Source organism: Pyxidicoccus caerfyrddinensis (assembly GCF_010894405.1).
In the GTDB taxonomy this organism is placed as follows: domain Bacteria; phylum Myxococcota; class Myxococcia; order Myxococcales; family Myxococcaceae; genus Myxococcus; species Myxococcus caerfyrddinensis.
This window is the reverse complement of the sequence record NZ_JAAIYA010000046.1, coordinates 12,210-28,669: the sequence shown is the minus strand read 5'-3', so window position 1 is coordinate 28,669 and position 16,460 is coordinate 12,210. Positions and strand designations below refer to the sequence as shown.

1 pseudogene (only partly in view) is annotated in these 16,460 nt (G+C 72.7%); it reads right to left on the bottom strand.

What is annotated here, in order from left to right:
• Positions 1-149: 149 nt before the first annotated feature.
• Positions 150-16,460, bottom strand: a pseudogene (locus tag G4D86_RS50025) (non-ribosomal peptide synthase/polyketide synthase); its annotated part runs 12,198 nt beyond the window's last position; the annotation flags it as partial.

Here is a 16,460-nt window from a genome sequence, read left to right as displayed (position 1 = left end):
AAGCGGGCCGGGAGGAGGCGCCTCGTGCCCACACCCGCCCGGTCCGGGCCTCGGCCCCACGGCGGAGCGGGCAGAGCGCTCGCACGGGAGCCGCCCGCCCCGGACGCCCCAGGCGGCGGGCGCGTGGCCGGAAGAAGCCACGCGCCCGTTCATTCCTCCGGCGGCGCTGAGGGCTCCAGTGCGCGCAGGAGCGCGAGGAACTCCGCCGCCACGAAGGAGACGTTCGGCGGCTTCAGCAGCGAGTTGTGGTCGCCCGGCACCTCGCGCACCGTCACGCCTCCACGGACCCAGGTGGACCAGCCAGCGTCCGCGCTCTCGGGAGCCACGGAGATGGAGGCCGCGAGCAGGAGGGCCGCCGGGCCCGAGAGGGCGGCGGAGGGCACGTATGTCCGGTGGGCCTCGGTGAGCCGCTCGTAGACGCCGAAGAGGCGTCCGACCTGCTCCGGCTCCAGGGCACCGGCGGCGGGCAGGCCGCGGACCAGCTCGGTGATGCACTCCAGCAGCGCCTCGCCCTGGAGCTGGCCCAGCCGCTCCACGTCGGCGGCCGGGGCATTCTCCAGGGGGAGTCCGGCCATCTGCGCGAAGGCGGAGAGCCGCGCCGCGGCGGAGCGCTCCGGCCGGGGCTGGCCGGAGGGGGCGAGGGCATCCAGGAGGACGAGCAGCTCCACCCGCTCCCCCAGCGACTCGAGCTGGCGCGCCATCTCATAGGCCACCATGGCGCCGAGGGACCAGCCGGCCAGGAGGTAGGGGCCCTGGGGCTGCGCCTCGCGCACCTGCTCCACGTAGAGGCGGGCCAGGGCCTCCATGGAGGCGGGAGGCAGCTCGCCGCCCTCCAGTCCGGGGGCGAAGATGCCGTGGATGGGCCGCTCGTCACCGAGGTGGCGGACGAGCTCCGCGTAGCTGAGCAGCGCCCCGCCGCCGCCGTGGACGAGGAACAGCGGCCGGCGCTGGGAGGTGCCGGAGTCGAGGCGCGCGAGGTTGGGCGTGCCCGGGCGAGCGGGTACCAGTGCGGCGAGCCGCGCGACGGTGGAGCCCTGGAAGAGGGCCGCCACGGGCAGCGCCAGGCCGGTGCGCTCACGGATGCGCGCCATGAGGCGCACGGCCAGCAGCGAGTGGCCGCCGAGGTCGAAGAAGTCGTCCTCGGTGCCGACGCGCTCCACGCCGAGCACCTCGGCGAATACCTGGGCGAGCTGCTCCTCCAGCGGCGTGCGCGGCGCGACGTACCCGCCGAGGGCCGAGGCCGCATCCGGCGCGGGCAGGGCCTTGCGGTCCACCTTGCCGTGCATCGTCAGCGGGAAGGCCGCCAGCGGCACGAAGGCCGAGGGCACCATGAACCCGGGCAGCCGGGCCGTGAGCGCCGCGCGGAGGTCCGCGACGGAGGGTGGCGCCCCCGGCTCGGTGGGCGTCACGTAGGCCACCAGCCGCTTGTCGCCGGGCGAGTCCTCGCGGGCCAGCACCAGCGCCTCGGCCACGCCCGGGGCGCGGAGCAGGGCGGCTTCGATTTCCGCAAGCTCGATGCGGTAGCCGCGCACCTTCACCTGTGCGTCGACGCGGCCGGCGAACTCCAGCACTCCGTCGGCGCGCCAGCGCGCGAGGTCACCGGTGCGGTAGAGGCGTGCGCCGGGGACGGAGGAGAAGGGGTGGGGGACGAAGCGCTCGGCGGTGAGGGCGGGCTGGCCCACGTAGCCACGGGCGAGCCCGTCGCCACCGGCGAACAGCTCGCCGATGACGCCCGGGGGCACGGGCTGGCCGGAGGCATCCAGCACGTACACCTCCGTGTTGCCGATGGGCCGGCCGATGGGCACGGAGGCGCCCACGGTGGAGGCGTCCGTCACGGGGTGGAAGGACGTGACGAAGGTGACCTCGGTGGGGCCGTAGCAGTTGAGCACGGGGATGCGCAGCTCCTCCACGGCGCGGCGCACGTGGGGCGCGCTCGCCACGTCACCGCCGCAGAGCACCTGCCGCAGCGGGCGCAGGCCGGCGAGGTGGTGCTCCACCATCTGCGTGAAGAGGCCCGCGGTGAGCAGCAGCGTGGTGACGCCATGGCGGGCAATCACCGCGCCCAGCTCCTCGACGTCGGAAGGAGGATGCGGCGGGAAGACGGCGAGCTTCCCACCGTGCAGCAGCGGGCCCCAGACCTCCATGGTGGCGGGGTCGAAGGAGATGGGCGCCAGGTGGAGGAACGTCTCGTCCGGGCCCAGGTGCACGAAGCCGGCGCCGAAGAGCGTGCGCAGCACGGCGGCGTGCGAGGTGCCCACGCCCTTGGGCCTGCCGGTGGAGCCGGAGGTGAAGTCGACGTACGCGAGGCTGCCCGGTAGGGCCGTGGAGGGCGGCGCATGCGCGGGCGGCGGTTCCACGGGCACGTCCTCCAGCACCAGCGTGACGAGCCCCTTCGTGGGCAGCTTCGACAGCAGCGCGCGCGTGGTGACGAGCACGCTCGGGCCCGAGTCCTCCAGCATGGCCGCGAGGCGCTCGCGGGGATACGACGCGTCCAGCGGCACGTAGGCACCGCCGGCCTTGAGGATGGCCACCAGCGAGACGATGAGCTCCAGCGAGCGGTCCACGCCCAGGGCCACGCGCGAGTCGGTGGACACCCCCAGCGCCCGCAGGTGCCACGCGATCTGGTTGGCGCGTGCGTCGAGCTGCCGGTAGGTGAGTTTCGAGTCGCCGAACTCGACGGCGACCTTGTCGGGGAAGCGGGAAACCACCTGCGCGAAGACCTCGGGCACGGTGGCGCCGCGCGGGTACTCGGCGGAAGTGGCGTTCCACTCCACGAGCACGCGCTGGCGCTCCTCGCCCGTCAGCAGGGTGGCGGAGGCCAGGGGCGCATCGGGCCGGGCCACGAGCGCCTCCACCAGCGCGCGGAAGTGCTCCACGAGGCGTGTGGGCGTCCCGGGCTCGAAGAGGTCGAGGTTGTAGCCCAGCGTGCCGGTGATGCCCTGGGGCGTCTCCGTCAGGCCCAGCTCCAGGTCGAACTTGATGGCGCGCGGGTCCGCCTCCAACGGGTGCAGGCTGAGCTCGGACGCGCCCGGCTGCGCGGTGCCGCCGGCCTGGGCGTTCTGCAAGGCGAAGAGGACCTGGAAGAGCGGGCCGCGGCTCCTGTCGCGCTCGGGCCGCAGCTCCTCCACCAGTCGCTCGAAGGGCACGTCCTGGTGGGCGTAGGCGCCCAGGGCCGTCTCCTTCACCTGCTGGAGCAGTTGGCGGAAGGACTCGACGCCGCGCACCTGGGTGCGCAGCACCAGCGTGTTGACGAAGAAGCCGATGAGCCCTTCCGTCTCGCCGCGCTGGCGCCCGGCGATGGGCGAGCCCACGCAGATGTCCTCCTGCCCGGCGTAGCGCGCGAGCAGCGCCTGCCATGCGGCCAGCAGCAGCATGAACGGGGTGACGCCCTCGCGTTGGCAGAGCGCCTTGAGCCCCTGGGTGAGGGCCAGGGGCAGCTGCACGGGGATGAGCGCGCCACGGAGCGTCTGCACCGGCGGGCGCGGCTTGTCGGTGGGGAGCTGCAGCGTCGCGGCGCCCGCGAGGTGGCGGCGCCAGTAGCCGAGCTGCGCCTCGAGCACCTCCGCCTGGAGCCACTGGCGCTGCCAGACGGCGTAGTCGGCGTACTGCACGGGCAGCTCGGGCAGCGGTGAGGGTCGGCCATGGCGGAAGGCGCCGTAGAGGGCGGTCACCTCGCGCACCAGCACGGCCATGGACCAGCCGTCCGAGATGATGTGGTGCAGGTTGAGCACCAGCACGTGCTCGGCTGGAGCCAGCCGCAACAGCAGCGCACGCAGCAGCGGGCCCGTGGCCAGGTCGAAGCGGTGGGCGCCTTCCAGGGCCAGCAGGTGCTTCGCCTCGTCGAGGGCTGCCGCGCCATGGGCGCCCAGGTCCACCACGGGCAGCGGCAGCTCGAACGCCGGGGCGACGTGCTGGACGGGCTGGCCCGCGTGCTCGCGGAAGGTGGTGCGCAGTGACTCGTGGCGGCGCATCAGCTCGGTGAGGGCGCGCTGGAGCGCGTCCACATGGAGCACGCCCTCCATGCGCACGCCGATGGGGATGTTGTACGCGGGCGTGCCGGGCTCGAGCTGGTCGATGAACCACAGCCGCTGCTGGGCGAAGGACAGCGGCAGCGCGTCCGTGCGTGGCACCGGCACCAGCGGAGGCGGCTCGGGCAGCTCCGCGAGCCCGCGCGCGAGCAGGCCCCGGTGGACCTCGCGGGCGCGCTGGTGCAGATCGCGCCAGGTGAGCGTCTGGCCCTCATGCTCGGCGGCCACCGCGTCGGGCGTGAGCCGGGCCTGCGCCTGGAGGAGGCGGTGCAGGTTGGCGTCCGCGGCCGTGGCGGCGTCGGGCTGCTTCCACGCGTGGAACAGCAGGTGCCGCTCGTCGTCGGTGAGGAAGGACACGCGGGACAGCTGGCGGTCCGGGTTCGCCAGCGCCGACTCCAGCAGGGCGCGCAGGTGCCGCACCATCCGCGCGGCCGTCGAGGCGTCGAACAGGTCGGTGCTGTACTCGAGCTGGCCCTTGAGTCCGTCGCCCCGGTCGGAGATGGCCAGGGTGAGGTCGAACTTCGCGGTGCGGTGCTCGGCCCTGAGGGGGCTCAGCTTCAATCCCGCGCCCATCAGCGCCGGCAGGGGCGCGTTCTGGTACGCGAGCATCACCTGGAAGAGGGGCGTGCGTCCGGCCTCGCGCTCGGGGCGCAGCGCCTCCACCAGCTTCTCGAAGGGCACGTCCTGGTGGGCATAGGCGCCGAGCGTCACGTCCCGCACGCGGGCGAGCAGCGCGCGGAAGCTGGGGTCTCCGTCCAGCTTCGTGCGCAGCACCAGCGTGTTGACGAAGAAGCCGATGAGCCCTTCCAGCTCCGCATGCGTCCGGCCGGCGATGGGCGCGCCGATGCTGACGTCGTCCTGCCCGGAGTAGCGGGCCAGCAGTGCCTGGAAGGCGGCGAGCACCACCATGGACGGCGTGGCCCCCTCCTGCCGGCAGAGGGCGTCGAGCGCGTCCGACAGCTCACGTGGGAAGTGGAACGGGTGTCCGGCGCCGCGAGTCGACTGCGTCGTCGGACGCGCCCTGTCGGTGGGCAGCGCGAGTGCGCGGGGCGCGCCATGGAGCTGCTGGCGCCACCAGCCGAGCTGCGTCTCCAGCGCTTCATCGCGCAGCCAGTCGCGCTGCCAGAGCGCGAAGTCGGCGTACTGCACCGGCAGCGGCTCCAGGCGTGCGGGCCGGCCCTCGGCGTGGGCCGTGTACAGCGTGGCCAGTTCCTGGACGAGCACGCCCAGGGACCAGCCATCCGCGATGACGTGGTGCAGGGTGAGCATCAGGACGTGCTGCTCCGCCGACAGGCGCACCAGGAGCACGCGCCACAGCGGCCCCGTCTCCAGGTTGAAGGGCTGGCCGGCCTCGTGCTCCAGGGCGTGGCGCAGTGAGGCCTCACGGGCGTCTTCGGGCAGGGCCTCCAGGTCCAGCCACCCCGCGGGCAGGGTGGGGCTGTCGTGGATGACCTGCACGGGCTGGTGCTCGTGCTCGTGGAAGGTGGTGCGCAGGGACTCGTGGCGCTGGAGCAACTCACGCAGGCCACTGGCGAGCGCGGGCACGTCGAGCGCGCCGTCCATCCTCACGGCGAAGGGGAGGTTGTAGGCGGTGCTCTCGGGGTCGAGCTTCGCGAAGAACCAGAGCCGCTGCTGCGCGAAGGAGAGCGGCAGGGGGCCGTCGTCCTTCCGGGGACGGAGCAGCGGCTGGGCGGTGGAGGCCCGTGTGTCCGCCTGCGCCTCGATGCGCTCTGCCAGCGCCGCGATGGTGGGGGCGGCGAAGAAGTCGCGGAACGACAACTCCACGCCGAAGTGCTGGCGGATGCGCGAGAGGACCTGTGTGGCCGTCAGGGAGTGGCCCCCCAGCTCGAAGAAGTCGTCCTCCGCGCCGACGGTGTCCAGGTGGAGGACGCGGGCCCAGAGCGCCGCCAGCTCGCGCTCGCAGTCGGTGCGGGGCGGACGGGTGGGGACGCGGTCCTGGAAGGCCGAGGGGGCCGGGAGCGCCTTGCGGTCCACCTTGCCGTTGGCGGTGAGGGGCAGCGCGTCCAGGCGTCCCAGCGCGGAGGGCACCATGTACTCGGGGAGCCGCTCCTTGAGGGCCGTGCGCAGGCCGCCCAGGTCCAGCGACGCGGGCGCGACGACGTAGCCGACCAGGCGCTTGTCGCCAGGCGAGTCCTCGCGCGTGACAACCACCGCCTCGCGCACCTCGGGGAAGGCGAGCAGGGCGGCTTCCACTTCGGACAGCTCGATGCGGTAGCCGCGCACCTTCACCTGCGCGTCCGCGCGGCCGAGGAACTCCAGCACGCCGTCCTGCCGCCAGCGGGCGAGGTCTCCGGTGCGGTACAGGCGCGCGCCGGGAGTGGACGAGAAGGGATGGGGGACGAAGCGCTCGGCGGTGAGGGCCGGCTGCTCCACGTAGCCGCGCGCCAGGCCGTCGCCGCCGATGAACAGCTCGCCGATGACGCCCGGGGGCACCGGCTGCCCGTGGGCCTCGAGCACGTAGACCTGCGTGTTGCCGATGGGCCGGCCAATGGGTACGGAGGCGCCCACGTGGGCCACGTCCGTCATGCGGTGACACGAGGTGAAGAGGGTGCCTTCGGTGGGGCCGTAGCAGGCCGTCACGGGGATGCGCAGCTCCTCCAACACCCGGCGCACGTGGGGCCCGCTCACCACGTCTCCTCCCGTGAGCAACTGCCGCACCGTCCGCAGGCCGGGCAGGTGGCTGTCGACCATCTGCGCGAAGAGGCCGGCGGTGAGGTGCAGGGTGGTGACGCCGTGCTTCACCAGCACGGACTCCAGCTCGTAAACGTCCGAGGGCGAGTGAGGCGGGAAGACCGCGAGGCGCGCGCCATGCAACAGCGCGCCCCAGACCTCCAGGGTGGAGGCATCGAAGGAGATGGGCGCGAGCAGGAGGAAGGTCTCCTCCGGCCCCAGGTGCGCGTAGTCGACGCCGAAGACGGTGCGCAGCACGGCGGACTGGAGCGTGCCCACGCCCTTGGGCCGGCCGGTGGAGCCGGAGGTGAAGTCGATGTACGCGAGGCTGTCGGGCAGGGCCGTCGAAGGCGGCGCATGCGTGGGGAGGCCGGACAGGTCCGCGTCCTCCAGCACCACGGTGGCCAGCCCTTCGGCGGGAAGCTTCGACAGCAGCGCGCGCGCGGTGATGAGCGCGAGGGGGCGCGAGTCCTCCAACATGGCGGCGAGGCGCTCACGGGGGTAGCCCGGGTCCAACGGCACGTAGGCGCCACCGGCCTTGAGGATGGCCACCAGCGTGACAATCAGCTCCAGCGAGCGCTCCAGCGCCACGGCCACGCGCGAGTCGGTGGACACGCCCAGGCCGCGCAGGTGCCAGGCGAGCTGATTCGCGCGCTCGTCGAGCTGCCGGTAGGTCAGCGTCGCGTCGCCGAACCCGACTGCGACCTTGTCGGGGTAGCGGGCCACGACCTGCGCGAACACCTCGGGCAGGGTGGAGCCGCGCGGATACCCGCTGGTGGTGGCGTTCCACTCCTCCAGCACCCGGTGGCGCTCCTCGGTGGAGAGCGGTGGCGCCTCGGAGGCGCCGTCCCGCGGTTCCACGGGGCGGGGCTTCGCCTGCTCCCGCGCGGCGACTTCCTCCAGGGGGAGGACCGGCAATGACAGCGCGAGGGCGTCACGGTGCCTTGGCGCCGCGGGCGTGCCCCTGCCCGCGAGGGCGGCATCAATCAGGAGTGCCACGCCTTCGAGCGTGGGGGACACGAACAGCCCGCGCAGGGGCAATTCCACGCCGAAGCCAGCACGGATGCGACTGATGGCCTGGGTGGCCAGCAGGGAGTGGCCGCCCAGGTCGAAGAAGTTGTCGCTGACGCCCACGCGCTCGAGGCCGAGGAGCTGGCACCACTGCTCCGCCAGCCGTTCCTCGGTGGGCGTGCGGGGCGCGACGTAGTCACCCGCTGCGCTCGCGAAGTCCGGGGCGGGCAGGGCCTTGCGGTCCACCTTGCCGTTGGACGTGAGCGGCAGCGCCGGCAGCACCACCACGGCCGAGGGCACCATGTATTCCGGCAGGGCTTCCTTGAGGGCGGCCCGGAGTGTGGCTCCGTCCAACTGGGCGTCCTCGTGCGCTACCACGTAGCCCACCAGCCGCTTGCCACCGGGGCCGTCCTCGCGCGCCACCACGACGGCCTCGCGCACCGCGGGCAGCTTCGCCAGCGCGGACTCCACCTCCCCCAACTCGATGCGGAAGCCCCGCACCTTGACCTGTGCGTCCGCGCGGCCGACGAAGTCCAGCGTGCCGTCTTCACGCCAGCGCACCACGTCGCCGGTGCGGTAGAGGCGTGCGCCCGCCTCGCCCGAGAAGCGGTCCGGCACGAAGCGCTCGGCCGTGAGCGCGGGACGCCCGGGGTAGCCGCGCGCCACGCCCGCGCCGCCGATGAACAGCTCCCCCTTCACGCCCACCGGCACCGGTTCGTCGCGCGCATCCAGGACGTAGGCGCACACGTTGGCCAGCGGCCGGCCGATGGAGGGCACCCGCCCGTCCGCGACACACCCGGTGAGCGTCGCGACGACGGTGGCCTCCGTCGGGCCGTAGCTGTTGATGAAGCGCCGGTCCGGGGCCACCCAGCGCGACACCACCTCCGCCGGCAGCGCTTCCCCGCCGGAGATGACGGTGCGCAGCTCCGGCAGTCCGTCCGCCGGGGTGGCCGCGAGGGCCGCCGGGGTGAGGCTGATGACCGTGAGCGACTCCTCGCGCAGCAGTTGCTGGAGCGGCGCGCCCGGCATGAGCTTCTCCAGCGGCGCGAGCACCAGCGTGGCCCCAGAGGTCAGCGTGGTGAAGATCTCCTCCACCGACAGGTCGAAGCTCAGGCTGGCGAACTGCAACACGCGGCTGCCGGGGCCAATGCCGTACGCCACCGCCTCATGCGTCACCAGATTCGCGACGCTCCGGTGCTCCACGGCGGTGCCCTTGGGCTGGCCGGTGCTGCCGGAGGTGTAGAGCAGGTAGGCCAGATGGCAGGGGGCCACGCCTGCCTCGGGGGCGTCGGTGCTCTCGCGCGCGAGCGCGTCCTGCTCGGTGTCCAGGCAGAGCGCCCGGGCCTGGTGGGACTCGGGGAAGCGCTCCAGCAGCGCAGACTGTGTCACCAGCGCCGAGGCGCCGCTGTCCTCCAACATGAAGGCCAGTCGCTCGCGCGGCAGCAGCGGATCCAACGGCACCCAGGCACCACCGGCCTTGAGGATGCCCAGCAGGCCGATGACGACGTCCAGCGAGCGCTCCACGCTCAACGCCACCCGCGACTCGGGCTGCACGCCGCGGCGGCGCAGCGCCTGGGCGAGCTGGTTGGCGCGCGCGTCCAGCTCCCCATACGTGAGGCGCGCGGCCCCCAGGGTGGCCGCCAGCGCGTCGGGCGCGGCCCGGGCCCGGGCCTCGAAGAGCGAGTGGACGCAGGCGTTGGGGACATCCGCGCGGGTGGCATTCCAGTCCACCAGCAGCCGGTGCCGCTCTTCGCCTCCCAGCAACGTGAGCGCGGACAGGCGGCGCTCGGGAGCGGCCACCAGCGCCTCCACCAGCACGCGCAGGTGACGGACGAGGCGCTCGGCGGTGGACGCGTCGAACAGGTCCGCGCGGTACTCCAGTCCGCCACGGAAGCCCTCCGGAGTGCGGGACATGACCAGCGACAGGTCGAACTTGGCGACGCGGCCGTGGGTGGGAATCTCCTGGAACGTCAGCCCCGACACGGCCAGCTTCGCCGGCGGCATGTTCTGCAGGTTGAACATCACCTGGAACAGCGGCGCCTGGCGCAAGTCACGCATGGGCTGGAGCTGCTCGAAGGGGACGTGCTGGTGGGCGAAGGCGCCCAGCGCCGTCTCGCGCACGCGGCCCAGCAGCTCGCGCACCGTGGGGTCTCCGTCCAGGCGGGTGCGAAGGACCAGGGTGTTGAGGAAGAAGCCGACCAGCCCTTCGAGCTCGCCGCGGTTGCGCCCGGCGACGGGAGCACCGACGCAGAGGTCGTCCTGCCCGGAGTAGCGCGACAGCAGGAGCTGGAAGGCGCCCAGCAGGAACATGAACGGCGTGACGCCCTCACGCAGACAGAGGGCCTCCACGGCCTCCGTCAGCTCGCGCGGGAGCGCCACGGGGAGGCGAGCGGCCTGGGGGCTGTCGCGATGCGCGCGCGGCCTGTCCGTCGGCAGCTCCAGCTCCTGCGGCGCCCCGTCGAGCTGCCGCCGCCACCACGCGAGCTGCTCCTCCATCACCGCCCCCTGCATCCACTGGCGCTGCCAGAAGGCGAAGTCGGCGTACTGGAGCGGCAAGGGTGGCAGGGAGGGCGGCTGGCCGGAGGCGAAGGCTCCGTAGAGCTCCACCACCTCGCGCGCCATCACCCCGATGGACCAGCCGTCGGAGATGATGTGGTGGACGTTGAGCAGCAGCACGTGCTCGTGCGCGTCGAGCGCCATCAGGGACGCGCGCAGCAGCGGGCCCGTGGCCAGGTCGAAGGGGTGCTGGGCGTCGGCCTCGGACAGCCGCTGCGCCTCGGCCTCGCGCAGCGCGGAGGGGAGCGGGCGCAGGTCGGTGACCTCCAGCAGCAGGGCGGCCGCCGGGGAGATGACCTGGACGGGGCCGTCGGGCCCGTCGCGGAAGGTGGTGCGCAGCGCTTCGTGGCGATGCACCAGTGCTTCGAGGCTCCGCCGGAGGGCCTCGAGGTCCAGCACGCCGTACAGCCGGAGGGCGTAGGGGATGTTGAACGCGGGGCTGCCAGGGGCGAGCCGGTCCAGGAACCACAGCCGCTGCTGGGAGAAGGAGAGTGGCAGCGAGGACGTGCGCGCCACCGGCACCAGCGGAGGCGCGGAGTCCGACACACCCTGGGTGTCGATGTGACGGGCGAGCGCTTCCAGGGTGGGGCACTCGAAGACGGCGCGCAGGGGAAGCTCCACGCGGAAGGCGGCGCGGACGCGGGCCACCAGCCGGGTGGCCAGCAGGGAGTGGCCGCCCAGCTCGAAGAAGTTGTCGTCGAGTCCCACACGGCTGGTGCCGAGGAGCTGGGCGAAGAGCTCCGCCAGGGTCTGCTCGGTGGGGGTGCGCGGCGCCACGTACCGGCCGCGCTGCGCCGCCGAGGCATCCGGCGCGGGCAGGGCCTTGCGGTCCAGCTTGCCGTTGGCCGTCAGTGGCAGCTCGCCCAGGTGCACGACGGCGGAGGGCACCATGTACTCGGGCAACCGCTGCTGCACGTACGCGCGCAGCGCGGGGGCCTCCAGGGGACCTGCGTCGCCCGTGACGTAGGCCACCAGGCGCTTGTCACCCGGTGCGTCCTCGCGCACCACCGCCACCGCCTCGCGCACCCCGGCGTGCGTCAGCAGCGCGGCTTCCACCTCCGCCAGCTCGATGCGGTAGCCACGCACCTTCACCTGCGTGTCGATGCGGCCCAGGAACTCCAGCACCCCGTCCGCCCGCCAGCGCGCCTTGTCGCCGGTGCGGTAGAGGCGCTCCCCGGCAGTCGCGCTGAAGGGGTGGGGGATGAAGCGCTCGGCGGTGAGGTCCGGGCGCGAGAGGTAGCCCCGCGCAAGGCCCTCGCCGCCGATGAACAGCTCGCCGGGGACGCCCGCGGGCACGGGCTGCAGGTGCGCATCCAGCACGTACACGTGGGTGTTGGCGATGGGCCGGCCGATGGGAATGGAGACGCCCACCTGCGAGGCGTCCGTCATCCGGTACGTGGAGGTGAAGAGGGTGGACTCGGTGGGGCCGTAGCAGGCCGTCACCGGAATGAGCATTCCTTCCACCACGCGACGCACGTGGGGGGCGCTCACCACGTCGCCTCCCGTGAGGAGCTGGCGCACGCCGCGCAGGCTCTCGGGCTTGAGGTCCACCACCTGGGAGAAGAGGCCCGCGGTGAGGTGGAGCGTGGTGACGCCGTGGCGCTGGAGCACGGTGCTCAGCAGGTCCAGGTCGCCAGGCGACTCGGGCGGGAAGACGACGAGGCGCCCGCCGAAGAGCAGCGGACCCCAGACCTCCAGCGTGGAGGCGTCGAAGGAGATGGGGGCGATGAGGAGGAAGGTCTCCTCCGGCCCCAGATGGGCATAGCGGGCGCCGTGCAGCAGGCGCAGCACGCCCCGGTGCTCGACGGCGACGCCCTTGGGACGGCCCGTGCTGCCGGACGTGAAGTCCACGTAGGCGAGGTGACGCGCGCCGGCACCTGACACTGGCCGCGAGCACGGCTGCGCGTCCAGGGGCCACTCCTCCGCCAACACGCAGGGCACCGACTCCGCGACGGGCAGCCGGGCGCGGAGCGCCTGCGAGGTGATGAGCAGCCGGGGCGGTGCATCCTCCAGCATGAAGGCCAGCCGCTGGGTGGGGTAGGAGGCATCGAGCGGGAGGTAGGCACCTCCGGCCTTGAGGATGGCCAGCAGTGAGACGATGAGCTCGACGGAGCGCTCCAGGCACACGGCGACGAGGGAGTCGGGGCCCACGCCGTGCGAGCGCAGCAGGTGCGCGAGCTGGTTGGCGCGCGTGTCGAGCTGCGCGTAGGTGAGACGCTCCGCGCCGAACTCGAGGGCGATGGCTTCGGGGCGGAGGTCGGCCTGCTGCTCGAACAGGTGGTGGATGCATGCCTCGCGCGGATAGTCCGAGGCGGTGTCGTTCCACTCCTGGAGGAGTTGGTGGCGCTCTGCCTCTTCGATGAGAGACAGCTCGCCCAGGCGGGAGTCGGGCGAGGTGAGCGCGGCGTCCAGCAGGGTGCGCAGGTGCCGCGCCAGGCGCGCGACGGTGGACGCGTCGAAGAGGTCGGTGCGGTAGCCCAGGATGCCGGCCAGGCCCCGGGGCGTCTGGGTCAGGGCCAGCGACAGGTCGAACTTCGAGGCCTCGGCCTCGCGCTCCAGCGGGTGGAAGGACAGGCCCGGCAGCGACAGCGCGGCGCCAGGCGTGTTCTGCAGCGCGAGGGTGACCTGGAAGAGCGGCGAGTGGCCGAGGTTGCGCTGGGGTTGCAGCTCCTCGACGAGCTTCTCGAAGGGGACGTGCTGGTGCTCGTACGCGGCGAGGGTGGTGGCGCGCACCTGCGCCAGCAGCTCCCGGAAGGTGGCGCGAGGGCCGAGCTGGGAGCGCAGGACGAGGGTGTTGACGAAGAAGCCGATGAGCCCTTCGGTCTCCGCGCGCGTGCGCCCGGCGATGGGCGTGCCGACGCTGACGTCCTCCTGGCCGGAGTAGCGGGACAGGAGCAGCTGCCAGACGGCGAGCAGGGCCATGAAGGGCGTGACGCCCTCGCGCTGGCAGAACGCGGAGAGGGCCTCGGCCACGGGCGGGGGCAGGACGACGGGCAGCGCGGCGCCGCGCTGGGACTGGACGGTGGGACGGGGCCTGTCGGTGGGCAGCTCCAGCAGGGTGGGTGCGCCGGAGAGCTGCTGCTTCCAGTAGCCGAGCTGGCGCTGGAGGACGTCGCCCTGCAGCCACGCGCGCTGCCACGCGGCGAAGTCGGCGTACTGGATGGGCAGGGGCGTCAGTCGGGGCGGTTGCCCCGAGGTGAAAGCCTCGTAGAGGGAGACCAACTCCCGCACCAGCACGCCGGTGGACCAACCATCCGAGACGATGTGGTGGAGGTTGAGCAGCAGCACGTGCTCATGGGAGTCGAGGCGCAGCAGCGCGGCGCGCAGCAGCGGGCCGGTGGCGAGGTTGAAGGGTCGTGCGGCTTCGGCGGAGGCCCGCCGGCGCGCCTCGGCCTGGCGTGTGTCCTCGGACAGGGAACCCAGGTCGATGAGGTCCAGCGGCAGGGCCGTGGGCTCGGAGATAACCTGGACGGGGTCTCCAGCATCGTCGCGGAAGGTGGTGCGCAGGGACTCGTGACGGTGCACCAGCGCTTCGAGGCTTTGGCGCAGGGCTTCGATGTCCAGCGCTCCCGAGACGCGCAGGGCGGCGGAGATGTTGTAGGCGGCGCTGCCGGGCTCCAGCTGGTCGATGAGCCACAGCCGCTGCTGGGCGAAGGACAGCGGCAGCGGACCCGTGCGAGGCACCGGCACCAGGGGCGGAGCGGAAGCCTCGGGCGCCTGGGTGTCGATGCGGCGAGCGAGGGCTTCCAGCGTGGGGGCCTCGAAGATGGCGCGCAGGGGCAGTTCCACGCGGAAGGCGGCGCGGATGCGAGAGGCCAGCTGGGTGGCCAGCAGCGAGTGGCCGCCCAGCTCGAAGAAGTGGTCCTTCACGCTCACGCGAGGCAGGTGGAGGACCTCGACCCAGAGCGCCGCGAGCGCCTGCTCCATCGGGGTGCGCGGCGCGACGTACTCGGCGGCGGAGGGGACGGCGTCCAGGGCGGGCAGGGCCTTGCGGTCGACCTTCCCGTGGGTGTTGAGGGGCAGGGCCGCCAGGAAGACGAAGGCGGAGGGCACCATGTACTCGGGCAGCGAACGGAGCAGCGAGGTGCGCAGCGCGGCCGTGTCGAGGGGGTGGCCCTCGGGCGTGACGAGGTACGCGACAAGGCGCGGGTTGCCGGGCACGTCCTCGCGCGCGAGCACCACGGCACGGCTGACGCTGGCCTCGTGCTCAAGGGCGGCTTCGATTTCGCCCAACTCGATGCGGAAGCCGCGCAGCTTCACCTGGAAGTCGATGCGGCCCAGGTAGTCCAGCTCGCCGTTGGCCAGCCAGCGAACCTTGTCGCCGGTGCGGTAGAGACGGCCGCCTGCAACCGTGCCGAACGGGTCGGGAACGAACTTCTCGGCGGTGAGCTCCGGGCGGCCGAGGTAGCCACGCGTCACGCCCGCGCCGCCGATGAAGAGCTCGCCGGGGACGCCGGTGGGGACCGGCTGCATGCGCTCATCGAGGATGTACACCTGCACATTGGCCAGCGGGCCGCCCAGCGTGGGCCGGGAGGCACCGCGAATGGCACGGGCAGTGGTGTCGACGGTGCACTCGGTGGGGCCGTAGACGTTGAAGCACTGGATGAAGGGGTGGGCGGACAGCTTCGCCCACAGCGCTTCGTCCACGGCCTCGCCACCCACGAGCACGCGCAGGGGTCGCGACGCGGCAAGTCCCTCTTCCAGCAGCAGCCGCAGGTGAGAGGGAGAGCAGTCGAGCACGTCGAGTTGGTGCTTCTCCACCCACGCCTCGAGCAGCGCGACATCCTCGCGAGCGGCCTGGGGAACGACGCACAGGGCATGGCCGTTGGCCACCTGGATGAGCTGCTTCACCGAGGCGTCGAAGGCCAGCGGCGCGTTGAGGCTGATGCGCAGCGCACCCTCAGCCCCCGCGTAGACGGTGGAAGCGAGGGCTGCGCGCAGGTTCATCACCGAGGCGTGCTGAACCATGACGCCCTTGGGACGGCCGGTGGAGCCGGAGGTGTAGATGACGTAGGCGAGATGCTCGGGCGAGGTGACCCGAGGCGGGTTGGCCTCGGACTCGTGCGAGAGCTCCTGCACGGTGGACGTATCGTCCAGGTAGAGGGGCTCCACACCGGAGCCTTCCATGCGCTCGGACAGGTGGCGCTGGGTGAGGGCCAGCCGCGCACCGCAGTCCTGGAGCATGAAGGCCAGGCGCTCACGCGGGTAGGCCGGGTCCATGGGGACGTAGGCACCACCCGCCTTGAGGATGGCGAGGACTGCGACGACCATGTCCACGCCACGCTCCATGCAGAGCGCGACGCGTACCTCGGGCCCGACGCCCCGCTGGCGCAGGACCTGCGCGAGCTGGTTGGCGCGGCGGTTGACCTGCGCGAAGGACAGCGACGCGGAGTCATCGAGAACCGCGACGGCGTCAGGCGTACGGGTGACCTGGAGCTCGAAGCACTCATGCACGGCGCCTTCCCAGGGCAACTCGTGGTGGGTGCGGTTCCAGTCGACCAGCAGCAGATCTCGCTCGGTCCGCGGGAGCAGGGGCAGGTCCCCCACGCGGGAGTCGGGCGAGACGAACGCGGACTCCAGCAGGGTGCGCAGGTGCTCCACCATGCGAGCGGCGGTAGCGGCCTCGAACAGGTCGGTGCGGTAGTTGAGGGTGCCGAGCAGCCCGCGCGGTGTCTGGGCCAGGGCCAGGGTGAAGTCGAACTTCGTCGCTTCCGCCTCGCGCTCCACGCGGACGAAGGAGAGGCCCGGCAGCGACAGCGCCGCCATGGGGGCGTTGTTGACCACCAGCATGACCTGGAAGAGAGGCGAGTGGCTGAGGCTGCGCCGGGGCTGCAGCTCCTCCACCAGCTTCTCGAAGGGGACGTGCTGGTGCTCATACGCCGCCAGCGTGGTGGCTCGCACCTGCGCGAGCAGCTCGCGGAACGTGGCTTGGGGGGAGACTCGCGAGCGCAGCACGAGCGTGTTGACGAAGAAGCCGATGAGTCCTTCCGTCTCCGCTCGGGTGCGGCCCGCGATGGGAGAGCCGACGCTGATGTCGTCCTGACCGGAGTAGCGCGAGAGCAGCACCTGCCAGGCAGTGAGCAGGACCATGTAGGGCGTCACGCCCTCGCGCTGGCAGAAGGTGGCGAGCGCCTCGGATGAACCCGGAGGGAACTCGATGGGCAACAGGGCGCC